This is a genomic window from Thermomonas sp., assembly GCF_023953935.1.
Classification (GTDB): Bacteria; Pseudomonadota; Gammaproteobacteria; order Xanthomonadales; family Xanthomonadaceae; genus Thermomonas.
Genome location: NZ_JAMLIW010000001.1, coordinates 553,560 through 578,987 on the forward strand (window position 1 = coordinate 553,560; position 25,428 = coordinate 578,987).

The 25,428-nt window shown below is 64.9% G+C and carries 28 protein-coding genes; all 28 read right to left on the minus strand.

Annotated features, from left to right (window positions below; genetic code table 11):
• Positions 1-110: 110 nt before the first annotated feature.
• The 28 genes from rplR to rplK all read right to left on the minus strand — a co-directional run bounded on the left by rplR (position 111) and on the right by rplK (position 25,217).
• The gene (gene rplR, locus M9902_RS02545) at positions 111-464 is read right to left on the minus strand and encodes a 50S ribosomal protein L18 (protein WP_297175168.1); all 354 of its coding nucleotides are present in this window, start codon (positions 462-464) and stop codon (positions 111-113) included.
• Positions 465-544: 80 nt separating this feature from the next.
• Positions 545-1,072, minus strand: a complete 528-nt coding sequence (gene rplF / locus M9902_RS02550; protein WP_297175171.1) for a 50S ribosomal protein L6 — start codon at positions 1,070-1,072, stop codon at positions 545-547.
• 12 nt (positions 1,073-1,084) lie between these two features.
• Positions 1,085-1,480 carry a 30S ribosomal protein S8 gene (gene rpsH, locus M9902_RS02555; protein ID WP_297175174.1) on the minus strand — a complete coding sequence of 132 codons (396 nt, stop codon included), beginning with the start codon at positions 1,478-1,480 and terminating at the stop codon, positions 1,085-1,087.
• Between the two features lie 153 nt (positions 1,481-1,633).
• Positions 1,634-1,939: a 30S ribosomal protein S14 gene (rpsN, locus tag M9902_RS02560; RefSeq protein WP_297175176.1), complete on the minus strand. Its 306-nt coding sequence runs from the start codon at positions 1,937-1,939 to the stop codon at positions 1,634-1,636.
• Positions 1,940-2,055: 116 nt separating this feature from the next.
• Positions 2,056-2,598, minus strand: a complete 543-nt coding sequence (gene rplE, locus M9902_RS02565) for a 50S ribosomal protein L5 (RefSeq protein WP_297175179.1) — start codon at positions 2,596-2,598, stop codon at positions 2,056-2,058.
• Position 2,599: 1 nt separating this feature from the next.
• The gene (rplX, locus tag M9902_RS02570) at positions 2,600-2,929 is read right to left on the minus strand and encodes a 50S ribosomal protein L24 (protein ID WP_297175182.1); all 330 of its coding nucleotides are present in this window, start codon (positions 2,927-2,929) and stop codon (positions 2,600-2,602) included.
• A gap of 17 nt (positions 2,930-2,946) precedes the next feature.
• Positions 2,947-3,315: a 50S ribosomal protein L14 gene (gene rplN / locus M9902_RS02575; protein WP_297175185.1), complete on the minus strand. Its 369-nt coding sequence runs from the start codon at positions 3,313-3,315 to the stop codon at positions 2,947-2,949.
• A 15-nt stretch (positions 3,316-3,330) separates the two neighbouring features.
• Complete coding sequence (rpsQ, locus tag M9902_RS02580) at positions 3,331-3,594, minus strand: 30S ribosomal protein S17 (RefSeq protein WP_297175188.1); 264 nt, start codon at positions 3,592-3,594, stop codon at positions 3,331-3,333.
• Positions 3,591-3,797, minus strand: a complete 207-nt coding sequence (gene rpmC / locus M9902_RS02585; RefSeq protein WP_297175191.1) for a 50S ribosomal protein L29 — start codon at positions 3,795-3,797, stop codon at positions 3,591-3,593. The genes rpsQ and rpmC overlap by 4 nt, the downstream gene beginning before the upstream one ends.
• Complete coding sequence (gene rplP, locus M9902_RS02590) at positions 3,797-4,210, minus strand: 50S ribosomal protein L16 (RefSeq protein ID WP_297220956.1); 414 nt, start codon at positions 4,208-4,210, stop codon at positions 3,797-3,799. The genes rpmC and rplP overlap by 1 nt, the downstream gene beginning before the upstream one ends.
• A gap of 3 nt (positions 4,211-4,213) precedes the next feature.
• Positions 4,214-4,984 carry a 30S ribosomal protein S3 gene (gene rpsC / locus M9902_RS02595; protein WP_297175197.1) on the minus strand — a complete coding sequence of 257 codons (771 nt, stop codon included), beginning with the start codon at positions 4,982-4,984 and terminating at the stop codon, positions 4,214-4,216.
• A gap of 2 nt (positions 4,985-4,986) precedes the next feature.
• Positions 4,987-5,322, minus strand: coding sequence for a 50S ribosomal protein L22 (gene rplV, locus M9902_RS02600; RefSeq protein ID WP_297175200.1), 336 nt, complete (start codon positions 5,320-5,322; stop codon positions 4,987-4,989).
• 10 nt (positions 5,323-5,332) lie between these two features.
• Positions 5,333-5,602 carry a 30S ribosomal protein S19 gene (gene rpsS / locus M9902_RS02605; RefSeq protein ID WP_297175203.1) on the minus strand — a complete coding sequence of 90 codons (270 nt, stop codon included), beginning with the start codon at positions 5,600-5,602 and terminating at the stop codon, positions 5,333-5,335.
• 6 nt (positions 5,603-5,608) lie between these two features.
• Positions 5,609-6,436, minus strand: a complete 828-nt coding sequence (gene rplB, locus M9902_RS02610) for a 50S ribosomal protein L2 (RefSeq protein ID WP_297175206.1) — start codon at positions 6,434-6,436, stop codon at positions 5,609-5,611.
• 11 nt (positions 6,437-6,447) lie between these two features.
• Positions 6,448-6,744: a 50S ribosomal protein L23 gene (rplW, locus tag M9902_RS02615; protein WP_297175209.1), complete on the minus strand. Its 297-nt coding sequence runs from the start codon at positions 6,742-6,744 to the stop codon at positions 6,448-6,450.
• Positions 6,741-7,346 (minus strand): 50S ribosomal protein L4, encoded by a 606-nt coding sequence (rplD, locus tag M9902_RS02620; RefSeq protein WP_297175213.1) that lies wholly within the window; start codon positions 7,344-7,346, stop codon positions 6,741-6,743. The genes rplW and rplD overlap by 4 nt, the downstream gene beginning before the upstream one ends.
• Before the next feature lie 2 nt (positions 7,347-7,348).
• Positions 7,349-8,005, minus strand: coding sequence for a 50S ribosomal protein L3 (gene rplC / locus M9902_RS02625; protein WP_297175216.1), 657 nt, complete (start codon positions 8,003-8,005; stop codon positions 7,349-7,351).
• A gap of 11 nt (positions 8,006-8,016) precedes the next feature.
• Positions 8,017-8,328 carry a 30S ribosomal protein S10 gene (rpsJ, locus tag M9902_RS02630; protein WP_297175219.1) on the minus strand — a complete coding sequence of 104 codons (312 nt, stop codon included), beginning with the start codon at positions 8,326-8,328 and terminating at the stop codon, positions 8,017-8,019.
• A 401-nt stretch (positions 8,329-8,729) separates the two neighbouring features.
• A complete protein-coding gene (tuf, locus tag M9902_RS02635) occupies positions 8,730-9,920 on the minus strand; it encodes an elongation factor Tu (RefSeq protein WP_297172254.1) in 1,191 nt (396 codons plus the stop codon).
• Between the two features lie 110 nt (positions 9,921-10,030).
• Positions 10,031-12,154 (minus strand): elongation factor G, encoded by a 2,124-nt coding sequence (gene fusA / locus M9902_RS02640; protein ID WP_297172251.1) that lies wholly within the window; start codon positions 12,152-12,154, stop codon positions 10,031-10,033.
• A gap of 125 nt (positions 12,155-12,279) precedes the next feature.
• Complete coding sequence (gene rpsG, locus M9902_RS02645; RefSeq protein ID WP_297172248.1) at positions 12,280-12,747, minus strand: 30S ribosomal protein S7; 468 nt, start codon at positions 12,745-12,747, stop codon at positions 12,280-12,282.
• A gap of 100 nt (positions 12,748-12,847) precedes the next feature.
• On the minus strand, positions 12,848-13,222 hold the full coding sequence (gene rpsL, locus M9902_RS02650) for a 30S ribosomal protein S12 (protein WP_297172245.1): 375 nt from the start codon (positions 13,220-13,222) through the stop codon (positions 12,848-12,850).
• 497 nt (positions 13,223-13,719) lie between these two features.
• Entirely contained in the window at positions 13,720-17,916 is a 4,197-nt protein-coding gene (gene rpoC / locus M9902_RS02655; protein ID WP_297172242.1) for a DNA-directed RNA polymerase subunit beta', read from the minus strand.
• A gap of 140 nt (positions 17,917-18,056) precedes the next feature.
• Positions 18,057-22,223 carry a DNA-directed RNA polymerase subunit beta gene (gene rpoB, locus M9902_RS02660; protein ID WP_297220961.1) on the minus strand — a complete coding sequence of 1,389 codons (4,167 nt, stop codon included), beginning with the start codon at positions 22,221-22,223 and terminating at the stop codon, positions 18,057-18,059.
• 444 nt (positions 22,224-22,667) lie between these two features.
• A complete protein-coding gene (gene rplL, locus M9902_RS02665; protein ID WP_297172236.1) occupies positions 22,668-23,036 on the minus strand; it encodes a 50S ribosomal protein L7/L12 in 369 nt (122 codons plus the stop codon).
• Between the two features lie 61 nt (positions 23,037-23,097).
• Positions 23,098-23,631 (minus strand): 50S ribosomal protein L10, encoded by a 534-nt coding sequence (gene rplJ / locus M9902_RS02670; protein ID WP_297172233.1) that lies wholly within the window; start codon positions 23,629-23,631, stop codon positions 23,098-23,100.
• A 454-nt stretch (positions 23,632-24,085) separates the two neighbouring features.
• Positions 24,086-24,784, minus strand: coding sequence for a 50S ribosomal protein L1 (gene rplA / locus M9902_RS02675; RefSeq protein WP_297220964.1), 699 nt, complete (start codon positions 24,782-24,784; stop codon positions 24,086-24,088).
• Positions 24,785-24,788: 4 nt separating this feature from the next.
• Entirely contained in the window at positions 24,789-25,217 is a 429-nt protein-coding gene (gene rplK, locus M9902_RS02680; protein ID WP_297172228.1) for a 50S ribosomal protein L11, read from the minus strand.
• Positions 25,218-25,428 lie beyond the last annotated feature (211 nt).

The window sequence follows — 25,428 nt, forward strand, 5'->3', positions numbered from 1 at the left end:
GTGGTTGACCTCGGGTGTTCCACCGGAAGCGCAATCGCCCCGCGGCGTCCGGTGCAGCCCGCACCGGCGAGTCGAACGCCGCCCAAGCCAGGCCTGGGCGCGCCCTGGAATCAGAACTGCAGGCCGGCCTCGCGGGCGGCGTCGGCCAGCGCCTTGACGCGGCCGTGGTAGCGGTAGCCGGAACGATCGAAAGCGACCTTCTCGATCCCGGCAGCCTTGGCGCGCTCGGCGATCAGCTGGCCGACACGGGCGGCGGCGGCCATGTTCTTGCTGCTCTCCAGCCCTTCGCGGACGTCGGCCTGGAGGGTCGAGGCCGAGGCCAACACCTTGGCCCCGTCGTGGGAAAACAGCTGCGCGTACACGTGCTGGCCGGTGCGAAGCACCGACAGGCGCGGGACGCCGAGGATGCGGATGCGGGCGCGGGTGGTCTTGGCGCGACGCAGGCGGGCGATGTTCTTGTCCATGATGGGTTACCTCGGAAGCGGATCGGCTGTCGGGAATCGCGCCAACGCCGGAAGGCGCGGACGCCGCGGGAACACCGCGATCAGGCCTTCTTGGCTTCCTTGCGGAGAATGGTTTCGTCGGAATACTTCACGCCCTTGCCCTTGTAGGGCTCCGGCGGGCGGTAGCCACGGATCTTGGCGGCCACCTCACCCACCAGCTGCCGGTCGGCGCCGGTGACCAGGATTTCGGTCTGGGTCGGGGTGGTGATGGTGATGCCGGCCGGCGGCGCGAACACCAGCGGATGCGAGAAACCGAGCGACAGGCTCAGGTCCTTGCCCTGCATGGCGGCGCGGTAGCCCACGCCCACCAGCTCGAGCTTGCGCTCGAAGCCGGTGCTGACGCCGTGCACCATGTTGGCGACGATGGCGCGCACGGTGCCGGCCATCGGCTCCAGCGCGGCGTCCTCGTTGGACACGAGGGCATGACCGTCCTCGATCCTGATTTCGATCCCGGCCGGCTTGGCCAGGCTCAGGGCGCCCTTGGGCCCCTTGACGCTGACCGCGTCGGCCTGGACGTTGATTTCGACACCCTTGGCCAGGGCGATGGGCTTCTTGGCAACGCGTGACATGTCAGGCCTCCCTTACGCCACGATGCACAGGACTTCACCGCCGACGCCCTGCTGGCGCGCCTGCGAGTCGGTCATGATGCCCTTGGAGGTGGAAATGACGGCAACGCCGAGGCCGCCGAGCACCTTCGGCAGCGCGTCCTTGCCGCGGTATTGGCGCAGGCTCGAACGCGACACGCGCTTGAGGGTCTCGATGACCGGCTTGCCCTGGTGGTACTTCAGCGCGATTTCCAGCTCGGCCTTGGCACCCTGGGTGGTCACGCGCGCATCGGCAATGTAGCCCTCGTCCTTGAGGACGTTGGCAATTGCGACCTTGACCTTGGAGGACGGCATCGTCACCGCCGGCTTGCCAACCGCCGCCGCATTCTTGATGCGGACCAGCATGTCGGCGATGGGATCAGTCATGCTCATTTGGATTCACCTGATGAGTAGCACCGATATCCGCTTTCGCGAAAATCTTCGGATTGTGGGCGCCGTTGCCGGCGGGTGTACGTCCCCTGGCGGCTTCGCCCGGGACCGGCGGCAGTCGGAATACGACGTGCAGCCGGCAAGTGTAGCAGATTTTTACCAGCTTGCCTTGCGCAGGCCCGGCACGTCGCCGCGCATGGTGGCCTCACGCAGCTTGTTGCGGCCCAGGCCGAACTTGCTGTAGACGCCGCGCGGACGCCCGGTGAGGGCGCAGCGGGTGGTCTGGCGCGACGGCGAGGAGTCGCGCGGCAGCTTCTGCAGCTTGGCCGCCGCCGCCATCTTGTCCTCGTAGGACGCGTCCTGGCTGGAGATGATCTTCTTCAGCGCTTCACGCTTGGCCGCGTGCTGCTTGGCCAGCTTGGCGCGCTTGACCTCGCGGTTGACCATGGAAGTCTTTGCCATGTCTTTGAACCTTGTGTGATTGGTGATTGGTGATTCGTGATTCGTTGGAGCGGGATCGCCGGGGCCTTGACGGCTTTGGCAAATCACCAATCACCAATCACGAATCACGACCCTGATCAGTTGCGGAACGGGAAGCGGAAGGCTTCGAGCAGGGCCTTGGCCTCGGCATCGGTCTTCGCGGTGGTGGTGATGGCGATGTCCATGCCGCGCATCGCGTCAACGGCGTCGAAGTCGATCTCCGGGAAGATGATCTGCTCCTTGACGCCCATGTTGAAGTTGCCGCGGCCGTCGAACGAACGCCCCGACACGCCGCGGAAGTCACGCACGCGCGGCAGCGAGATGTTGATCAGGCGGTCGAGGAACTCGAACATGTGGGCGCGACGCAGGGTCACCTTGCAGCCGATCGGCCAGCCGTCGCGGATCTTGAACGAAGCAACCGACACGCGCGACTTGGTGACGATGGGCTTCTGACCGGCGATCTTGGTCATGTCGGCCACCGCGTTTTCCAGCACCTTCTTGTTGGTGGCGGCCTCGCCCACGCCCATGTTGAGCGTGACCTTGACCAGGCGCGGGACCTGCATCGGGTTGGTGTAGCCGAATTGCTGGGTCAGCTTCGGCACCACCTCTTCCTTGTAGAACTTTTCGAGACGAGTCGTCATGTCAGATGGCCTCACCGCTGGAGCGGAACACGCGGATGCGCTTTCCATTCTCCAGCACCTTGGTGGCAACGCGCTCGCCCTTGCCCGTCGCCGGGTTGTAGGGCATCACGTTGGAAATGTGGATCGAAGCTTCGCGCTCGATCACGCCGCCGGGCTGGCCGGCCTGCGGATTGGGCTTGGTGTGGCGCTTGGCCAGGTTCAGGTTGGAAACGTACACGCGGTCACCATCGACCCGCAGCACCTCGCCCACCTGACCCTTGAGCAGCTTGTGCTTCTTCTTGTTGCCGCCGGTCGTGACAACGACCTGATCGCCCTTCTTGATGCGATTCATTGTTCAGTCCTCCACGCTCACAGCACTTCGGGGGCGAGCGAAACGATCTTCATGAACTTCTCGGTACGCAGTTCGCGCGTCACCGGCCCGAAGATGCGGGTGCCGATCGGCTCCTGCTTGTTGTTGAGCAACACCGCGGCGTTGCCGTCGAAGCGGATCAGCGAGCCGTCGGCACGACGCACGCCCTTGCGGGTGCGCACCACCACGGCGTCGTAGACGTCGCCCTTCTTGACCTTGCCGCGCGGAATCGCTTCACGCACCGACACCTTGATGATGTCGCCGATGCCGGCATAGCGGCGCTTGGAGCCGCCCAGCACCTTGATGCACATCAGTTCCTTGGCACCCGAGTTGTCGGCAACATCGAGAAAGCTCTGCATCTGGATCATGGCTGTCTCTCCTGCTTACTCGGCGGCCCGGGTGACGACTTCCACCACCCGCCAGTTCTTGGTCTTGGACAGCGGCGCGCACTCGGCGAGGCGCACAACGTCGCCTTCGTGGCAGCTGTTGTCGGCATCATGGGCGTGCAGCTTGGTCGAGCGGCGGATGTACTTGCCGTACAGCGCGTGCTGGACCTGGCGCTCGATGAGCACGGTCACGGTCTTGTCCATCTTGTTGCTGACCACGCGGCCTTCGACCGTGCGCAGCTTCCTGGTTTGTTCGGTCATGACGCCTGTCCTTGCTTCTTCGCACCCAGCAGCGTGTTGACGCGAGCGATCTCGCGGCGCACGCGGCGCGGTTCATTGGTCTTGGCCGGCGGCAGCTGGCCGGTCGCCTTCTGCATGCGCAGGGCGAAGCGCTCCTTCTGGAGTTCGGCCAGATGGGCCTTGAGCTCATCCGCCGACTTCTGACGCAGTTGCTTGAGTTCCATCAGCGCACCGTCCGGGTCACGAAAGTGGTGGTGACCGAAAGCTTGGCAGCGGCCAGGCGCAGCGCTTCGCGCGCGACTTCCTCACTGACACCTTCGATTTCGTAAATCATGCGGCCGGGCTGGATCTGGGCCACCCAGTACTCCACGTTGCCCTTGCCCGAGCCCATGCGGACTTCGATCGGCTTCTTGGTGATCGGCTTGTCGGGGAACACGCGGATCCACATCTTGCCGCCGCGCTTGACGTAGCGGCTGATGGAACGACGCGCCGCCTCGATCTGGCGCGCGGTGAGCTGGCCGTGGGCGGTCGCCTTGAGGCCGAACTCGCCGAAGCTGACGGCGTTGCCGTTCCAGCTCAGGCCTTCATTGCGGCCCTTGTGGACCTTGCGGTATTTGGTTCGCTTGGGTTGCAGCATGGTTTAGTCCCTCGCTTCGCCGCGCTCGGCGCGGTCGCCACGGTCAGCCCGGTCACCACGGTCGCGGCGCGGTCCGCGCGGACGCTCGCGGTCACCGCCACGCGGCGCCGGGGAGTCGTCCTGCTTTTCCTGGCCGATCTGGGTGAAATCGAAGATCTCGCCCTTGTAGACCCAGACCTTGATGCCGATGATGCCGTAGGTGGTCTTGGCTTCGGCGAAGCCATAGTCGATGTCGGCGCGCAGCGTATGCAGCGGCACCCGGCCTTCGCGGTACCACTCGGAACGGGCGATTTCCGCACCGTTCAAGCGGCCAGCGACATTCACCTTGATGCCCAGCGCGCCGAGGCGCATGGCGTTGCCGACCGCCCGCTTCATGGCGCGGCGGAACATGATGCGGCGCTCCAGCTGCTGGGCGATCGATTCTGCGACCAGCTGGGCGTCGAGTTCCGGCTTGCGGACTTCGTTGACATTGATGTGCGCGGGAACGCCCATCACGTCGGAGACGTCCTTGCGCAGCTTCTCGATGTCCTCGCCGCGCTTGCCGATCACCACGCCCGGGCGGGCGGTGTAAATCGTGACCCGCGCGTTGTTGGCAGGGCGCTCGATCAGGATCTTGCTGACGCCGGCCTGGGCCAGCTTCTTGCGCAGCACATCGCGGACCTTGAGGTCAGCCGCGAGGTAGCTGGCGAACTGCTTCTTGCCGGCATACCACTTGGAGTTCCAGTCCTTGGCGATGCCCAGACGGATACCGATTGGATTGACTTTATGACCCATGATTACTTGCCCTCGCCGACGACAACGGTGATGTGGCTGGTGCGCTTGGTGATGCGCGTGCCACGGCCCTTCGCACGCGCCATGAAGCGCTTGATCGAGGGACCTTCGTCGACCATGACGGTCTTGACCTTGAGCGCGTCGGCGTCGGCGCCGTTGTTGTTCTCGGCATTGGAGGCCGCCGAGAACACGACCTTGTAGAGCATGCCGGCGGCCTTCTGGTCGGAGAACTTCAGCAGGTCGAGGGCGCGGGCCACCGGAAGACCGCGCACCTGGTCGGCGACCAGGCGGGCCTTCTGGGGGGAGATGCGCGCGGTGCGCAGGATGGCTTTCGCTTCCATGGTCATCTCCTTACTTCCCGGCCTTCTTGTCGCCGCCGTGCCCCTTGAAGGTGCGGGTGGCGGCGAACTCGCCGAGCTTGTGCCCGATCATGTTCTCGTTGACCAGCACCGGGACGTGGTTCTTGCCGTTGTGGACGGCGATGGTGTGGCCGATCATTTCCGGCAGAACGGTGGAACGACGCGACCAGGTCTTGATCGGACGCTTGCTGCTGCCCGCGGCCTCCACCTTCTTGAGCAGGTGGTGATCGATGAACGGGCCTTTCTTGAGTGAACGTGCCATTGCCGATTAGCTCCTGCGATCGCGCACGATGAACTGCTGGGTGCGCTTGTTCTTGCGGGTCTTGTAACCCTTGGTCGGCACGCCCCACGGCGACACCGGATGCGGGTTGCCCTGCCCGGCCCGCGCCTCGCCACCGCCGTGCGGATGGTCGACCGGGTTCATGACCACGCCGCGCACGGTCGGCTTGACGCCGCGCCAGCGGGTTGCACCGGCCTTGCCGAGCTTCTCCAGACCGTGTTCGTCGTTGCCGACTTCACCGATGGTCGCGCGGCACTCCGAGGACACCTTGCGCATCTCGCCGGAGCGCAGGCGCAGGGTCGCGTAGATGCCTTCGCGCGCCACCAGCTGCACCGCCGCGCCGGCCGCACGGGCGAGCTGGGCGCCCTTGCCGGGCTTCATCTCGATGCAGTGGATCGTGGTGCCGACCGGGATGTTGCGCAGCGGCAGGGTGTTGCCGGTCTTGATCGGGGCGTCGTGGCCGGCGATCACCTGGTCACCCGCCTTCAGGCCCTTGGGGGCGATGATGTAGCGACGCTCGCCGTCGACATAGCACAGCAGCGCGATGTGGGCGGTGCGGTTCGGGTCGTACTCGATGCGCTCCACGCGCGCCGGGATACCTTCCTTGTCGCGCTTGAAGTCGATGATGCGGTAGTGCTGCTTGTGGCCGCCACCAATGTGCCGGGTGGTGATCCGACCGTGATGGTTGCGACCGCCGGACTTGCTCTGCTTTTCCAGCAACGGCGCATGCGGCGCGCCCTTGTGCAGGTCGGGCGTCACCACGCGGACCGCGCTGCGGCGGCCGGCGGAGGTGGGCTTGAAAGTCATCAATGCCATGGGTTTGCTCCTCAGGCCGAGACGGTCATGACGTCGATCGACTGGCCTTCGGCCAGCGTGACGTAGGCCTTGCGCATGTCGCTGCGACGGCCAAGACGCTGGCGGAACGCCTTTGCCTTGCCCTTCACGTTGACCACGTTGACGGCCTCGACCTTGACGCCGAACACCTGCTCCACGGCCGCCTTGACGTCGGCCTTGGTTGCGGTCTTCGCCACTTCAAAGACATATTGGTTGGACACTTCCTGCAGGCGTGCGGTCTTTTCGGACACGCGCGGCGCACGGATCACTTCGTACAGATTGGCGCTCATGCGAGCCACTCCTCGATCTTCTTCACCGCGTCGGTGGTGACCACGACGGTATCGGCGCCGACCAGCGACACCGGATCCAGGCCCTGCACGTCACGCACCTGCACATAGGGCAGGTTGCGCGCCGACAGGTACAGGTTGTCGGTCGCTTCCTCGGTGACGATCAGCGGGCGCTTGCCGACGTTCAGCGCGGCCAGCTTGCCGACCAGACCCTTGGTCTTGGGGCCGTCGACGTCGAAAGCCTCGACCACGGTGATGCGGCCCTGGCGGTTCAACTCGGACAGAATCGAGGCGATCGCCGCGCGGTACATCTTGCGGTTGACCTTCTGCGCGAAGCTGCGCGGCTTGGCCGCGAAGGTGACGCCGCCGCCGACGAAGATCGGGGCCGTCAAGGCGCCGTGACGCGCGCCGCCGCCCTTCTGCTTCTTCGACTTCTTGGTGGTGCCGTTGACTTCCGAACGGGTCTTCTGCGCCTTGGTGCCGGCGCGACCGGCGTTGCGGTAGGCCACGACGACCTGGTGCACCAGATCCTGGCTGAAATCCCGACCGAACACCGCATCGGAGACATCGAGTTTGGCGGCACTGCCGTTGATGTTGAGTTCCATGCTCAGACTCCCTTGCTCGTCGGGCGCACGATCACGTCGCCGCCCGGAGCACCCGGCACCGCGCCACGCACGGCGATCAGGCCGCGCTCGACGTCGACCTTGACGACCTGCAGGTTCTGGGTGGTCTTGGTTTCGGCGCCCATGTGGCCGGCCATCTTCTTGCCCGGGAACACGCGACCCGGGGTCTGGCGCTGACCGATCGAACCCGGCGAACGGTGCGACAGCGAGTTGCCGTGGGTGGCATCGCCCATCTTGAAGTTCCAGCGCTTGATCGTGCCCTGGAAGCCCTTGCCCTTGCTCACGCCCTGGACATCGACGATCTGGCCTTCGCTGAAGATGTCGGCCTTGATCTCGCCGCCAATCTCGAAGCTGCCGATCTGGTCGTCGGCGACGCGCAGCTCCCACAGGCCGCGACCGGCCTCCACCTTCGCCTTGGCGAGGTGGCCGGTTTCCGGCTTGGTCAGCAGGCTGGCGCGCTTGACGCCGGCGGTCACCTGCACGGCGCTGTAGCCGTCGGTTGCCAGGGTCTTGATCTGGGTGATGCGGTTCGGCGTGGCCTCGATCAGGGTCACCGGGATGGACTTGCCATCCTCGGTGAACATGCGGCTCATCCCGGCCTTGCGACCGACGATGCCGAGCGAATGTTTCTTCGCGCTCATCTTCGGTCTCCTCAGGTCAACTTGATCTGGACATCAACGCCCGCCGCGAGTTCGAGCTTCATCAGCGCGTCCACGGTCTTGTCGTTGGGGTCGACGATGTCGAGCACGCGCTTGTGCGTGCGGGTCTCGTACTGGTCGCGCGCGTCCTTGTCGGCGTGCGGCGACACCAGCACGGTGTAGCGTTCGATCTTGGCCGGAAGCGGAATCGGACCGCGCACCTGAGCGCCGGTCCTCTTGGCCGTTTCGACGATCTCGCTGGCCGAACGGTCGATCAAGCGATGATCGAACGCCTTCAGCCGGATGCGAATCTTCTGGTTCGCCATTGTGGTTGACCTCACAAATCCTGAAAGAGCGACAGGCGTGGCGGCTGTTTGCGCCATGCCCCGATGAATGGAGCCTTGCTTTCGCGCCGCCGCAGGGGCCCGGCGCGACGTTTGCCAAACCGGGAATCCACTGGCGCGCAGAAAGGCCCCGCCGATGTGCTCCGGAAGCTTCCGGAGCGGACGAGGCCTTGCCGTGCGACATCTCCCTGTCTGGCGAACACGAGGCGCGTCCTGCACCTCATTTCGCTACCCGACACGACTCACATCGCGTGCGGGTCTTGCATTCTAACGGATGCAAATCAGGCTTTGCAAGCTCGATTTGCATCCTGATTTGAATCCCCGCTTTCGCGGGGATGACGCAACCGCAACCGTGCGCGCTCGGCGCGCACGGGCGGTTTGCGTCACTTGACGATCTTCGCCACCACGCCGGCGCCGACCGTGCGGCCGCCTTCGCGGATCGCGAAGCGCAGGCCTTCGTCCATCGCCACCGGGTGGATCAGGGTGACGGACATCTTGATGTTGTCGCCCGGCATCACCATCTCCACACCCTCCGGCAGCTGCACCGCACCGGTGATGTCGGTGGTGCGGAAGTAGAACTGCGGGCGGTAGCCCTTGAAGAACGGCGTGTGGCGGCCGCCTTCGTCCTTGCTCAGCACGTACACTTCCGACTCGAACTCGGTGTGCGGGGTGATCGTGCCCGGCTTCGACAGCACCTGGCCACGCTCCACGTCGTCACGCTTGGTGCCGCGCAGCAGCAGGCCCGCGTTGTCTCCCGCCTGGCCCTGGTCCAGCAGCTTGCGGAACATTTCCACGCCGGTGACGGTGGTCTTCTGGGTCGGGCGGATGCCGACGATCTCGACTTCCTCGCCCACCTTGATCACGCCGCGCTCGATGCGCCCGGTGACGACCGTGCCGCGACCCGAGATCGAGAACACGTCTTCCACCGGCATCAGGAACGCCTTGTCGATGTCGCGCTGCGGCTCCGGAATCCAGGTGTCCAGCGCCTCCACCAGCTTGATGATCGACGGCACACCGATCTCCGACTGGTCGCCTTCCAGCGCCTTCAGCGCCGAGCCGGTCACGATCGGCGTGTCATCGCCCGGGAACTCGTACTTCGAGAGCAGGTCGCGCACTTCCATCTCGACCAGCTCCAGCAGCTCGGCGTCGTCCACCATGTCCGCCTTGTTCAGGTAGACCACGATGTACGGCACGCCCACCTGACGCGCCAGCAGGATGTGCTCACGGGTCTGCGGCATCGGGCCGTCCGCCGCACTGCACACCAGGATCGCGCCGTCCATCTGCGCCGCGCCCGTGATCATGTTCTTCACGTAGTCCGCGTGCCCCGGGCAGTCCACGTGCGCGTAGTGGCGCGTCGGGGATTCATATTCCACGTGCGAAGTCGAAATCGTGATCCCGCGCGCCTTCTCTTCCGGCGCCTTGTCGATCGCGTCATACGCCTTGAACTCGCCGCCAAAACGCTCCGCGCCAATCTTCGTCAGCGCCGCCGTCAGCGTCGTCTTCCCGTGGTCCACGTGACCGATCGTGCCCACGTTCACGTGGGGCTTGGTGCGCTCGAACTTGCCTTTTGCCATTTTCTTGAACTCCGTGATTCGTGATTGGTGATTCGTGATTCGTGACAGGGAAGGTGATCGGTGACTGCCGAGCGAATCGCTCTTGCCAATCACCAATCACCAATCACCAATCACGCCTTCTTGATGACCTGCTCGGCGATGTTGTTCGGCGCTTCCTCGTAATGGTCGAACTCCATCGAGAAGGTGGCGCGGCCCTGCGACATCGAGCGCAGCGAGGTGGCGTAGCCGAACATTTCGCCCAGCGGGATCATCGCGTTGATGATCTTGCCCGAGGGGCTGTCGTCCTGGCCCTGGAGCACGCCGCGACGGCGGCTGACGTCGCCCATCACGTCGCCCAGATAGTCCTCGGGGCTGACGATCTCGACCTTCATGATCGGCTCCAGCAGCACCGGATCGGCCTTGCGGAAGCCTTCCTTGAACGCCATCGAGGCGGCCAGCTTGAACGCCATTTCCGACGAGTCGACGTCGTGGTACGAACCGAACACCAGCTTGACCTTCAGGCCCACTACCGGGTAGCCGGCCAGCGGGCCGCTGGTGATGGCTTCGCGCATGCCCTTTTCGACCGCCGGGATGAATTCCTTCGGGATCACGCCGCCGGTGATTTCGTTGATGAACAGGAAATCGTTCTTCACGTCCGGATTGGCGCGGTCCTCGGCGGTCATCGGCGACAGCTCGATCACGACGTGGCCGTACTGGCCCTTGCCGCCCGACTGCTTGGCGTGCTTGTAATCGCTCTTCACGTCCGACCTGCGGATGGTTTCGCGGTACGCCACCTGCGGCTTGCCGACGTTGGCCTCGACGTTGAACTCGCGCTTCATGCGGTCGACGATGATGTCCAGGTGCAGCTCGCCCATGCCGGCGATGATGGTCTGGCCGGACTCTTCGTCGGTGCGCACGCGGAAGCTGGGGTCTTCCTGGGCCAGACGGCTCAGGGCGTTGCCCATCTTTTCCTGGTCGGACTTGGTCTTCGGCTCGACCGCCATCGAGATCACCGGCTCCGGGAAGCTCATGCGCTCGAGCACGATCGGATGATCAAGATCGCACAGGGTATCGCCGGTCGTCACGTCCTTCAGGCCCACCGCCGCACCGATGTCGCCAGCCAGCACTTCCTTGATCTCGTTGCGGTTGTTGGAGTGCATCTGCAGCAGGCGGCCGATGCGCTCCTTCTTGCCCTTGACCGAGTTCAGCACCTGATCGCCGGCATTGAGATGGCCGGAATAGACGCGGAAGAAGGTCAGCGAACCGACGAACGGGTCGGTCATGATCTTGAACGCCAGCGCCGAGAACGGCGCCTTGTCATTGGACTCGCGGGTCAGTTCCTTGGTCTCGTCATCGACGTCCACGCCCTTCACCGCCGGCACGTCGGTCGGCGCCGGCAGCAGGCTGACGACGCCGTCGAGCATCGCCTGCACGCCCTTGTTCTTGAACGCGCTGCCGCAGTACATCGGCACGATCTCGGTCTTCAGGGTGCGCTCGCGCAGCCCCTGGTAGATCTCGTCCTCGGACAGCTCGCCCTCGGTGAGGTACTTGTCCATCAGCGCTTCGTTGGCCTCGGCGGCCGACTCGACCATGAACGAACGCGCCTCTTCGGCCGACGCCTGCAGGTGCTCGGGGATGTCGTAGTAATTGAAGGTCAAGCCCTGGCTGGCCGGATCCCAATGGATCGCCTTCATCTTGACCAGGTCAACCACCCCGTCGAAGCCCTCCTCGGCACCAACCGGGATCTGCATCGGCACCGGCGCCGCCCCGAGACGCGACTTCAACTGGTCGCGGACCTTGAAGAAGTTCGCACCGGTGCGGTCCATCTTGTTGACGAACGCGATCCGCGGCACGTGGTACTTGTTGGCCTGGCGCCACACCGTCTCGGACTGCGGCTGCACGCCGCCCACGGCGCACAGCACGAACACCGCGCCGTCGAGCACGCGCAGCGAGCGTTCGACTTCAATGGTGAAATCGACGTGCCCGGGGGTATCGATGATGTTGAAGCGATATTCCGGCAGCGACTTGTCCATGCCATGCCAGAACGCAGTGGTGGCCGCCGACTGGATGGTGATGCCGCGCTCCTGTTCCTGCTCCATCCAGTCCATGGTGGCAGCACCGTCGTGCACTTCACCGATCTTGTGGCTCTTGCCGGTGTAGAACAGGATGCGCTCGGACGTGGTGGTCTTGCCGGCGTCGATGTGGGCCATGATGCCGAAGTTGCGGTAGCGTTCGATTGGAGTGGTACGGGCCACGGAAGCCTCTCAATTTTTTCGGATTTCGGAATGACCGAAGGCCGCCTGTCGGCGGCGCTCGGGACGCCTCGCAAGCGTGGCGTCGGTGCCGGGCGAAAGCGCCTGCGCTGTCGCCGCGCGCGTCTCTACCAGCGGTAGTGGGCGAATGCCTTGTTGGCGTCGGCCATGCGGTGGGTTTCTTCGCGCTTCTTGATCGCGCCACCACGGTTTTCGGACGCATCCATCAACTCGCCGGCCAGCTTGCGCGGCATCGAGTTCTCGCCACGCTTGCGGGCGGATTCGATCAGCCAGCGCATCGCCAGCGCCATGCGGCGGGAGGCACGCACTTCGACCGGCACCTGGTAGGTGGCACCACCGACGCGGCGGGACTTGACCTCGACCGACGGCGAGACATTGCCCAGCGCCTTCTCGACCAGTTCAAGCGGGTTCGGATTCTTCTCGCCGATCACGTCCATCGCGCCGTAGACGATCTTTTCCGCGATCGACTTCTTGCCGCTCTGCATCACCATGTTGATGAAGCGGGCGATGGTCTCGCTGCCGTGCTTGGGATCCGCCAGCACCGAACGCTGGGGAGTATTGCCTTTACGGGACATGGGAATTTCCCTGAATCAAATGCGGTAGGGGAAGTGCGGCCCGGAGGCCGCGCCTGCTGTAGTTGGCGGGCGGGCTGGCGAACAGCCGACCCGGTTGCCCTCAGCTCTTCGGGCGCTTGGCGCCGTACTTGGAACGCGACTGCTTGCGCTTGGCCACGCCGGCGGCATCGAGCGAGCCGCGCACGGTGTGGTAGCGCACGCCCGGCAGGTCCTTGACGCGGCCGCCGCGGATCAGCACCACGCTGTGTTCCTGCAGGTTGTGGCCTTCGCCGCCGATGTACGAGATGACCTCGTAGCCGTTGGTCAGGCGCACCTTGGCCACCTTGCGCAGGGCCGAGTTCGGCTTCTTCGGGGTGGTGGTGTAAACGCGCGTGCACACGCCGCGACGCTGCGGGCAGTTGGCCAGCGCGGGCGAGTTGCTCTTGTAGGTTTCCGGGCTGCGCGACTTGCGCACCAGCTGGTTGATCGTTGCCATTTGGGGGCTCTGTTGGCGGGCCTTGCGACCCATGCTGTTAATGGGCCTGACGACCCAATCGGACACAAGGCCGCCCGATTGCAGATGCAATTCGGACGGCCAGACGTAAAAGTATAGCCTGCGCTCGACCTTTCGATCAAACGCAGCTAACCGAATGCAACCGAACGCGCCTGCGGCGGCCCGACTGCTGCCTGCGATCCCGCCCGTCCTGGGCCCAAAACGAGGCGCTCCCTGCGACCTCATTTGGTGATCTGGATGGCCTGAAGCCATCATCCAACGCGGGGATTTTCGCACGCACGCGACGCGCACGCAAGCACCGTGTCAGCGCCGTGAGCTTGCACCAGCCCCGACCCGGCCGACTGCGATCCCGCCATCCCGCTGCACCGCGATGCCACGCACTCCACATGGCACCTCGACCAGGTGTCTCGATGGTTTGGCCTCGCCAAGAAAAAGGGCGCCTCGCGACGCCCTTTTTCGACCCACATCGAAGAATCGCCTTACTCGGTCCCGGCCTCGCCGGCAGTCGCTGCCGACTCGCCCGCAAGCGTGGCCAGCTCGGCTTCGGTGACGCCGCTGGCGGCGCGCCGGCGCTGGTTGTGGTAGGCCAGACCGGTGCCGGCCGGGATCAGGCGACCGACGATCACGTTCTCCTTCAGCCCGCGCAGGTTGTCGCGGGTGCCGCGCACCGCCGCCTCGGTGAGGACGCGGGTGGTTTCCTGGAACGAAGCCGAGGAGATGAACGACTCGGTGGCCAGCGAGGCCTTGGTGATGCCCAGCAGCACCGGATCGAACTTCGCCAGGATCTCGTTGCGATTGCCCAGCCGCTCGTTCTCCTCGATCGCGCGCTGGCGTTCGACCTGCTCGCCGTTGAGGTAGCGCGAATCGCCCGGGTCGGTGATCTCCACCTTGCGCAGCATCTGGCGGATGATCACTTCGATGTGCTTGTCGTTGATCTTCACGCCCTGCAGCCGGTAGACGTCCTGGATTTCCTTGACCAGATACGCGGCCAGCTCCTCGACGCCCTTCAGGCGCAGGATGTCCTGCGGGCTGGGCTCGCCGTCGACCACGGTTTCGCCCTTGCCCACGTGTTCGCCCTCGAACACGATGATCTGGCGGTACTTCGGGATCAGTTCTTCGTGCTCTTCGCCCTCGGCGTCGCGGATGATCAAGCGCTGCTTGCCCTTGGTGTCCTTGCCGAAGCTGACCACGCCCGAAGTCTCCGCCAGAACCGCCGGGTCCTTCGGCTTGCGCGCCTCGAACAGGTCGGCCACGCGCGGCAGGCCGCCGGTGATGTCGCGGGTCTTGGAGGCTTCCTGCGGGATCTTGGCGATCACGTCACCCACCCCGACTTCGGCGCCATGCTGCAGGTTGACCACCGAGCGCGGCGGCAGCAGGTACTGGGCCGGCAGGTCGGTCCCCGGGATGGTCAGGTCCTTGCCGTTCTTGTCGACGATGCGCACCAGCGGCCGCAGGTCCTTGCCCTGGCTGCCGCGACGCTTGGGATCGGTGATCTCGCGCGAGGCCAGACCGGTCAGCTCGTCGATCTTCTCGATCACCGTGACTCCATCGACGAAGTCGATGAAACGCACGAAGCCGGCCACTTCCGACACGATCGGGTGATTGTGCGGATCCCAGTGGGCAACGGTCTGCCCCGCCTTGACCGCGGCGCCGTCTTCGGACTGGATCGAAGCGCCGTAGGGCAGCTTGTAGCGCTCGCGCTCGCGGCCGAAGTTGTCGAGCACCGATAGTTCGCCGGAACGTGACACCGCCACCAGGTGGCCGCCATCGTGCTTGACGAACTTGAGGTTGTTGAACTTCACCGAGCCGGTGGTTTTCACCGTCACGTTGTCCACCGCCGCCGCGCGCGAGGCCGCGCCGCCGATGTGGAAGGTCCGCATCGTCAGCTGGGTGCCGGGCTCGCCGATCGACTGCGCGGCCACCACGCCCACGGCCTCGCCGTGGTTGACCAGGTGGCCGCGGCCGAGGTCGCGGCCATAGCAGTGCGCGCACACGCCGAACGGTGCTTCGCAGGTGATCGTGCTGCGCACCTTGATGAGCTGCACGCCGGCGTCTTCCAGCCGCTGCGCCCACTGTTCATCGATCAGGGTGTTGCGGGTGACGAACGGATCCTCGTCGTTGCCCGGAAGATAGACATCCTCGGCCACCACGCGACCGAGCACGCGGTCCTTCAACGGCTCGACCACGTCGCCGCCTTCCACGATCGGGGTCATGGTCAGGCCATCGCGGGTACCGCAATCGGTCTGGGTAATGACGACGTCCTGCGCCACGTCGACCAGACGGCGGGTCAGGTAGCCGGAGTTGGCGGTCTTCAGCGCGGTATCGGCCAGGCCCTTGCGCGCGCCGTGGGTCGAGATGAAGTACTGCTGGACGTTCAGGCCCTCGCGGAAATTCGAGGTGATCGGGGTCTCGATGATCGACCCGTCCGGCTTGGCCATCAGGCCGCGCATGCCGGCCAGCTGGCGGATCTGCGCCTGGCTGCCACGCGCGCCGGAGTCGGCCATGATGTAGATCGAGTTCATCGATTTCTGGTCGATGGTCTCGCCCTTGGCGTTTTCGACCTTTTCCGTACCGATGGTGTCCATCATCGCCTTGGCCACGCGCTCGTTGGTGCGCGACCAGATGTCGACCACCTTGTTGTAGCGCTCGCCGGCGGTCACCAGGCCGGTCTGGTACTGCTGCTGGATTTCCAGCACCTCGGCCTCGGCCTCGTCGAGGATGGCCTTCTTCTCGCCCGGGATGGTCATGTCGTCGATGCCGATCGACACGCCGGCGCGGGTGGCGTAGGCGAAGCCGGTGTACATCAGCTTGTCGGCGAACACCACGGTGTCCTTCAGGCCGAGGCGGCGGTAGCAGCTGTTGATCAGGCGGCTGATGTTCTTCTTGGTCAGCTCGACGTTGGCCAGCGCGAACGGCAGGCCGTCCGGCAGGATTTCGCGCAGCAGGGCGCGCCCGACCGTGGTCCCGACGATCGAAGTCTGCTGGCTGCGGCTGCCGTCTTCGGCGATCACGGTTTCGCTGATGCGCACCTTGCACTTGGCATGCAGCTGGACCACGCGATTGTCGTAGGCGCGCTTCACCTCGGCGATGTTGGCGAACACCATGCCCTCGCCGGCCTTGTTCTCCAGCGCTCGGGTCATGTAGTACAGGCCCAGCACCACGTCCTGCGAGGGCACGATGATCGGCTCGCCGTTGGCCGGCGACAGGATGTTGTTGGAGGCCATCATCAGTGCGCGCGCTTCGAGCTGGGCTTCCAGCGACAGCGGCACGTGCACGGCCATCTGGTCACCGTCGAAGTCGGCGTTGAACGCGGTACACACCAGCGGATGCAGCTGGATCGCCTTGCCTTCGATCAGCACCGGCTCGAACGCCTGGATGCCGAGACGGTGCAGGGTCGGGGCGCGGTTGAGCAGCACCGGGTGCTCGCGAATGACTTCTTCCAAGATGTCCCAGACTTCCGCCTCTTCACGCTCGACCAGCTTCTTGGCGGCCTTGATGGTGGTGGCGAGGCCGCGGCTTTGCAGCTTGGCGAAGATGAAGGGCTTGAACAGCTCCAGCGCCATCTTCTTCGGCAGGCCGCACTGATGCAGCTTGAGGTAGGGACCGACCACGATCACCGAACGGCCGGAGTAGTCCACGCGCTTGCCGAGCAGGTTCTGGCGGAAGCGGCCCTGCTTGCCCTTGATCATGTCGGCCAGCGACTTCAGCGGGCGCTTGTTGGTGCCGGTGATGGCGCGGCCGCGGCGGCCGTTGTCCATCAGCGCGTCCACCGACTCCTGCAGCATGCGCTTCTCGTTGCGCACGATGATGTCGGGCGCGTTGAGTTCTAGCAGGCGGCGCAGGCGGTTGTTGCGGTTGATGACGCGGCGGTACAGGTCATTGAGGTCGGAGGTCGCGAAACGGCCACCGTCCAGCGGCACCAGCGGGCGCAGGTCCGGCGGCAGCACCGGCAGCACGGTCATCACCATCCACTCGGGGCGGTTGCCGGATTCGATGAAGGCCTCGACCAGCTTGATCCGCTTGGTCAGGCGCTTGAGCTTGGTTTCGCTGCCGGTGGAAGCGATGTCTTCCTTGAGCTGGACCAGTTCGCTCTGCAAATCGATCGTGCGCAGCAGGTCGTAAACCGCCTCGGCACCCATCGCGGCGTCGAAGTCGTCGCCATGCTCCTGGCGCGCCTGCATGAACTCCTCTTCGGTCAGCAGGCTGCCGCGCTCGAGTGGGGTCAGGCCCGGCTCGGTGACGACATAGGCTTCGAAATAGAGGATGCGTTCGATCGCGCGCAAGGTCATGTCAAGCATCAGGCCGATGCGCGAGGGCAGCGACTTCAGGAACCAGATGTGGGCGACCGGCGAGGCCAGGTCGATGTGGCCCATGCGCTCGCGGCGCACCTTGGCCAGGGTCACCTCGGTGCCGCACTTCTCGCAGACCACGCCGCGGTGCTTCATGCGCTTGTACTTGCCGCACAGGCACTCGTAGTCCTTGATCGGGCCGAAGATGGCGGCGCAGAACAGGCCGTCACGCTCGGGCTTGAAGGTGCGGTAGTTGATGGTTTCCGGCTTCTTCACTTCGCCGTAGGACCAAGAACGGATCAGGTCCGGGCTGGCCAGCGCGATCTTGATCGCGTCGAAGTCCAGGGTCGGACGCTGCTGGTTGAAGAGATTGAGAAGGTCTTTCATGTCTTTTCTCCGATGGAGCGTGATTCGCGAGAGAGCGTGATTCGTGATTGGTGATTCGTGATTGGGAAATTGGATTCGCGACCGGATTCGATGCTGTTGCTTCCTCGAATCACGAATCACGAATTCCCAATCATCACTCCTCAGTGCTCCTCGAGCTCCATGTTGATGGCCAGCGAGCGGATTTCCTTGACCAGCACGTTGAAGGATTCCGGCATGCCGGCCACCATCTCGTACTCGCCATCGACGATGTTCTTGTACATCTGGTTGCGGCCCTGGACGTCGTCGGACTTCACCGTCAGCATTTCCTGCAGGGTGTAGGCCGCGCCGTAGGCTTCCAGCGCCCAGACTTCCATTTCACCGAAACGCTGGCCGCCGAACTGCGCCTTGCCGCCCAGCGGCTGCTGCGTCACCAGCGAGTACGGGCCGGTGGAACGGGCGTGCATCTTGTCGTCGACCAAGTGGTTCAACTTCAGCATGTGCATGTAACCGACCGTGGTCTTGCGATCGAATGCCTCGCCGGTGCGACCGTCGTAGAGCTGGGTCTGGCCGGATTCGGGCAGGTCGGCCAGGCGCAGCATCGACTTGATCTCCGCTTCGCTGGCGCCGTCGAACACCGGGGTCGCCATCGGCACGCCGTCGGTCAGGTTCTGCGCCAACCCCAACAGCTCTTCATCGCTGAACTGCGACAGATCCACGCGTTCGGCATGGGTCTTGTTGTCGTGGTTGTAGATCTCGCCGAGGAACTTGCGCAGCTCGGCCACCTTGGTCTGGGCGTCCAGCATCTTCTGGATCTTCACGCCCAGCCCCTTGGCCGCCCAGCCCAGGTGCACTTCCAGCACCTGGCCGATGTTCATGCGCGAGGGCACGCCCAGCGGGTTCAGCACGATGTCGACGGTCTGGCCGTCGGCCATGTAGGGCATGTCCTCCACCGGCACGATCTTCGACACCACGCCCTTGTTGCCGTGACGGCCGGCCATCTTGTCGCCGGGCTGGATGCGGCGCTTGACCGCGAGGAAGACCTTGACCATCTTCAGCACGCCCGGCGCGAGGTCATCGCCCTGGGTGATCTTGCCGCGCTTGTCGGCGAAGCGGCGCTCGAATTCCTTCTCGTGCACGTCGAGCTGCTTGGCGGCGCGTTCGATCGCCTCGCTGGCGTCCTCGTCCTTCATCCGCAGCTGCAGCCAATCGGACTTCTTGATCCCGTCCAGCACCAGCGAGGACACGGTATCGCCCTTCTTCACGCCGGGGCCGCCGTTGGCGACCTTGCCCAGCAGCTGCTCGCGCAGACGCGCGTAGATCGCGGCTTCGAGGATCCGGAACTGGTCGTCGAAGTCCTTCTTGACGCGCTTGATCTCGTTTTCCTCGATCTGGCGCGCACGGCGGTCCTTCTCGATGCCGTCGCGGGTGAACACCTGCACGTCGATGACCACGCCGTCCATGCCCGGCGGCACGCGCAGCGAGCTGTCCTTCACGTCCGAGGCCTTCTCGCCGAAGATCGCGCGCAGCAGCTTCTCTTCCGGGGTCAGCTGGCTCTCGCCCTTGGGCGTCACCTTGCCGACCAGGATGTCGCCGGCGCGCACCTCGGCACCGATGTAGACCACGCCGGATTCGTCCAGCCGGCCCAGCGCCTGCTCGGACACGTTCGGGATGTCGGCGGAGATTTCCTCCGGCCCCAGCTTGGTGTCGCGGGCCTGCACGGTCAGCTCTTCGATGTGGATCGTGGTGTAGCGATCCTCCTCGACCACGCGCTCGGAAAGCAGGATCGAGTCTTCGAAGTTGTAGCCGTTCCACGGCATGAACGCGACCAGCATGTTCTGGCCCAGCGCCAGTTCGCCGATGTCGGTCGAAGGGCCGTCGGCCAGCACGTCGCCGCGCGCCACCACGTCGCCCACGTTCACCAGCGGGCGCTGGTTGATGCAGGTGTTCTGGTTGGAGCGGGTGTACTTGACCAGCGAATAGATGTCGACGCCGGCATCGTGCTCGCCGGAGATTTCGGACTCGTTGACCTTGACCACGATGCGGCCGGCGTCGATCTGCTCGACCACGCCACCGCGGCGGGCGTTCACCGTCACACCCGAGTCGCGCGCCAGCGCACGCTCGATGCCGGTCCCGACCAGCGGCTTCTGCGAGCGCAGTGTCGGCACCGCCTGGCGCTGCATGTTGGCGCCCATCAGCGCGCGGTTGGCGTCGTCGTGTTCGAGGAACGGCACCAGCGCCGCCGCCACCGACACGGTCTGCATCGGCGACACGTCCATGAAGTGGATTTCGCTCGGCGGCTTGAGCAGGTTTTCCCCCTGGTAGCGGCAGGCCACGAACGGCGCGGTGATGTTGCCCTTGGCGTCACGCGGCGCGTTGGCCTGGGCGATCACGTATTCGTTTTCCTCGATCGCCGACAGGTACTCGACGTCATCGGTGACGCGACCGTCGATGACCTTGCGGTACGGAGTTTCGAGGAAGCCGTACTTGTTGGTGCGGGCGAACACCGCCAGCGAGTTGATCAGGCCGATGTTCGGGCCTTCCGGCGTCTCGATGGTGCAGACACGGCCGTAGTGGGTCGGGTGCACGTCGCGCACCTCGAAGCCGGCGCGCTCGCGGGTCAGGCCGCCCGGGCCCAGCGCCGAGACGCGGCGCTTGTGGGTCACTTCCGACAGCGGGTTGTTCTGGTCCATGAACTGCGACAGCTGCGAGGAGCCGAAGAACTCCTTGATCGCTGCCGCCACCGGCTTGGCGTTGATCAGTTCCTGCGGGGTCAGACCTTCGGACTCGGCCATCGACAGCCGCTCCTTGACCGCGCGCTCGACGCGCACCAGACCGACGCGGAAGGTGTTCTCGGCCATCTCGCCGACCGAACGCACGCGCCGGTTGCCGAGGTGATCGATATCGTCCACGGTGCCACGGCCGTTGCGGATTTCGCACAGCACTCGAATCACGTCGAGGATGTCGGAGGGGGGCCCGGAGCTGGCCTCTTCCCGCATCCGGACCGATTCATCGTCCTTGCGCTGGGCGTAATACTTGGCGTCGTAGAGCACCGGGACGCCCGTCACTTCCTTGCGCCCGAGGCGGCGGTTGAACTTCATCCGGCCGACGCTGGAGAGGTCGTAGCGTTCGAAGGTGAAGAACAGGTTGTGGAACAGGTTCTGGGCGGCGTCCTTGGTCGGCGGCTCGCCCGGACGCATCATCCGGTAGATCTCGACCAGCGCATCCATCTGGGTCTTGGTCGCGTCGATGCGCAGGGTATTGGACAGGAACGGACCACGATCGAGTTCGTTCACCCACAGGGTGCCGACCACCTCGACCCCGGCCTTGCGCAGCTTGCCCAGAAGCTCCGCGTCGATCTCATCGTTGGCGCTGGCCAGCAGCTCGCCGGTGGCGGCATCCACCACGTCATGCGAGAGGATGCGGCCGAGGATGTAGTCATCCGGCACCGACAGCGCCGACACGCCCGCCGCCTGCAGCTGCTTGACGTGACGCGCGGTGATGCGCTTGCCGGCCTCGACGATGATCTTGTCGCCGTCGGCCAGATCGAAGTCCAGGGTCTCGCCCTTGAGGCGCTCCGGCACCAGCTCCAGCTGCACGCCTTCCGGCAGGATGTGGAAAGTGTTGATGTCGAAGAATTCGCTCAACATCTCCTCGTTGGAGTAGCCCAGCGCACGCAGAAGCACGCTGACCGGCAGTTTGCGGCGGCGGTCGATGCGGGTGAACAGGGCGTCCTTCGGGTCGAACTCGAAGTCCAGCCAGCTGCCGCGATAGGGAATGACGCGCGCCGAGAACAGCAGCTTGCCCGAACTGTGGGTCTTGCCACGGTCGTGGTCGAAGAACACGCCCGGGCTGCGGTGCAGCTGGGAGACGATGACGCGCTCGGTGCCGTTGACGATGAAGGTGCCGTTGTCGGTCATGAGCGGGATTTCGCCCATGTAGACTTCCTGCTCCTTGACGTACTTGATCGCCTTGGTGCTGGACTCGCGATCATAGATCACCAGCCGCACGGTAACGCGCAGCGGCGCGCCGTAGGACAGCCCGCGGGTGCGGCACTCGCGCTCGTCGAAGGCCGGCTCGCCCAGCTTGTAGCCCACGTATTCCAGCGCGGCGTTGCCGCTGTAGCTGGAGATCGGAAACACCGACTTCAGGGCGGCATGCAGGCCCTTGTCTTCACGCTTGCCCGGCGCAACGTGCTCCTGCAGGAACTCGCGATAGGAGTCGACCTGGATCGCAAGCAGATAGGGCACTTCGAGGATCGAACGACGCTTGCCGAAATCCTTGCGGATGCGCTTTTTCTCGGTGAACGAATAGTGTTTGGCGGTGGCCATGGATCGTGCGCCTCAATTTCATTCGGCCGCGTGGCGGCCTACGGGGGTGTCAGGAACCGACAGTTGGAAGTCGCTGGTATTGCCGGCACCAGCACGCCCTCTCCCGCTACTTCCGACTGTCAACTCGGGTGGAGCCGTAAGACGAGAAACGGGAGACGAGAAACGGGATTTGCGCGCGTGTGCAGGACATGCTCGACAGAACCTCGTCTCTCGTCTCTCGTCTCCCGAAACCCGGCCTTTCACTACAACGGCCAAAGGCCGGGAGCTTTCGCCCCCAGCCTTGGCTGTTTGCCGTCATCCCCGCAACAGCGGGAATCCAGCGTTTTTTGCTGCGACTTCTGCGATCAACTTGACAAGCCAATCTGATGAAACTGGATCCCCGCTTGCGCAGGGATGCCGCATCGGCAAGGCCGCTCGCGCCACAGACGCGAGCGGGCCGATGCGTCACTTGACTTCGACGGTCGCGCCAGCGGCTTCGAGGTCCTTCTTCATCTTCTCGGCTTCGTCCTTCGAGACGCCTTCCTTCACCGGGCCACCGGCGACGGTGAGGTCCTTGGCTTCCTTCAGGCCCAGGCCGGTGATGGCGCGGACGGCCTTGATGACCTCGACGGTCTTGCTGCCGGCGTTCTTCAGGATGACGCTGAACTCGGTCTGCTCTTCGACCGCAGCGGCGGCGACCGCGGGACCCGCGGCCATGACCGGGGCGGCGGCGGAGACGCCGAACTTCTCTTCGATGGCCTTCACCAGGTCCATCACTTCCATCAGCGACATGCCGGCGACGGCGTCGACGATCTGCTCATTGCTCAGGGACATTTGCATTTACCTCTGGAGATGTTGCGTTGAATGGGAAAACGTTGTCGGGTTCGCGGATCGCTCAGGCCGGTTCGGCCTGCGCCTCGGCCGGGGCTGCGACATCGCCGCCGCCCTGCTTGTCGGCCACGGCCTTGACCGCGCGGGCGAACATCGCCGCCGGCTCGGCCAGCACGCGTGCCAGCATCGCGAGCGCCTGCTCACGGGTCGGCAGCGAAGCCAGCACTTCGACATGCGTGGCCGGATACTGCTGACCACCCACGACGACGAGCTTGGGCTGCAACTTGTCGTTGCCCTTGGCGAACTCCTTGATCAGGCGACCGGCAGCGCCGGGTTCCTCGGTCGAGAACGCGTACAGCAGCGGACCCACGAGGGAGTCCTTCGCCACTTCGTACTCGGTGCCGGTGACGGCGCGTGCAGCCAGCGTGTTCTTGACGACCTTCAGGAACACGCCCGTCTCGCGGGCCTTCTTGCGCATCGCGGTCATCTGCGAGACCGTGGTGCCGGCGTACTCGGCCGCGATCAGGGAGTGTGCCTTGGCAGCCACTTCGGCCACTTCGGCGACAACGTCCTTTTTCTGGGACAGATTGAGAGCCATGATTCACTCCTGGGTTGAACTCCGGCCGCGGCTCCTGCCGCAGACGGTCCTCGGCGATGCCGGTCCCTGGCATCGGGGATGCATGCGCACCCCTCGGTGGCCATCCAGATCTGTCTTTTCAAACATTCCAGAAAGGCGACACCATCTACGCAGGCCCGACCCCGAAGGGTGCGGATTAAGCGATCCCGCCTGCGGCAACGGCGAATCCCTGCCATGCGAGCATCCCTGCCCGTCGTTGCCACGCGCAGACCGCACCTGCGGTCTTTGACGGCTTCCATCGCGGTGGGTTGCGACGGGGCCTTCAAATTCCTTTGCACAACACCGGGCATCCTGCCGCGGGTTGTGCGGAACGGATGCGGCCAAGCCGCATCACGTTCCCGCGCCCGATCGCTTCGCGATCGTCGGCGGCACATCCCTGTGCCGCATGCACCCGAAGGTGCAGGCGTGCTAACGCTTACTTCAGGCTCAACGACGCCTGGTCCACGGTGACACCGGGGCCCATGGTGGAGCTGAGCGAAATCTTCTGCAGGTAGGTGCCCTTCGAAGTCGCCGGCTTGGCCTTGACCAGGTCCGCCAGCAGCGCCTGCAGGTTGCCCTTCAGCGCATCATTCTCGAAGTTGGCCTTGCCGATGGTGCAATGAATGATCCCGGCCTTGTCGGTGCGGTAGCGCACCTGACCCGCCTTGGCATTGCGCACGGCGCCAGCGGCATCCGGCGACACCGTGCCGACCTTCGGGTTCGGCATCAGGCCGCGCGGGCCCAGCACCTGGCCGAGCTTGCCGACCACGCGCATCGCATCCGGCGTGGCGATGACCACGTCGTAGTTCAATTCACCGCCCAGCATGCGCTCGGCCAGATCGTCCATGCCCACCACGTCGGCACCCGCCGCCAGCGCCTCGTCGGCCTTGGCGCCGGCCGGGCAGAACACTGCCACCCGCACCGTCTTGCCGGTACCGGCCGGCAGCACGGTCGAGCCGCGCACCTGCTGATCGGACTTCTTCGCATCCACGCCCAGGCGCACGGCCACGTCGATCGCTTCGACGAACTTGGCCTTGCTGTTGTCCTTGAGGATCTTCAGGGCATCATCGATGGCATAGGCCTTGCCCGGAACGGTGGCGGCGAGGATCGCCTTCTGTCGCTTGTTCAGTGCCATTGTCTCAGCCCTCCACCGTCAGACCCATGGAACGGGCCGAGCCCGCGATCGTCCGCACCGCCGCGTCCAGGTCGGCCGCAGTCAGGTCGGCTTCCTTCGCCTTGGCGATGTCTTCCAACTGCGCACGCGTCACCTTGCCCACCTTCTCGGTGTTCGGGCGTTTGGAGCCGGAGGTGACGCCCGCCGCCTTCTTCAGCAGCACCGTGGCCGGCGTGCTCTTGGTGACGAAGGTGAAGGTGCGGTCGGAATAGGCGGTGATGATGACCGGGGTCGGCAGACCCGGCTCGAGCTTGGAGGTTGCCGCGTTGAACGCCTTGCAGAACTCCATGATGTTCAGGCCGCGCTGACCCAGCGCAGGACCGACCGGCGGCGAGGGGTTGGCCTGGCCGGCCTTCACCTGCAGCTTGATGTAACCGACGACTTTCTTTGCCATTGCTGTTGTCTCCGGGTGCTAGCGCCTGGGTTGCAGGCTCCCCATCGGACCGGGATCATCGACATCGCAGGCAGCGCGCGTCCCGGCATCGCGCAATCACCCGAATTGCACCCACTGAATTGCATCCACCTCGAAGACCCGGTCGCGGCGGCGAACGGAAGCTTCAAAAGTGCGAGCCGCGCATTGTAGCAGATTCCGGGGCCGCCGTCAG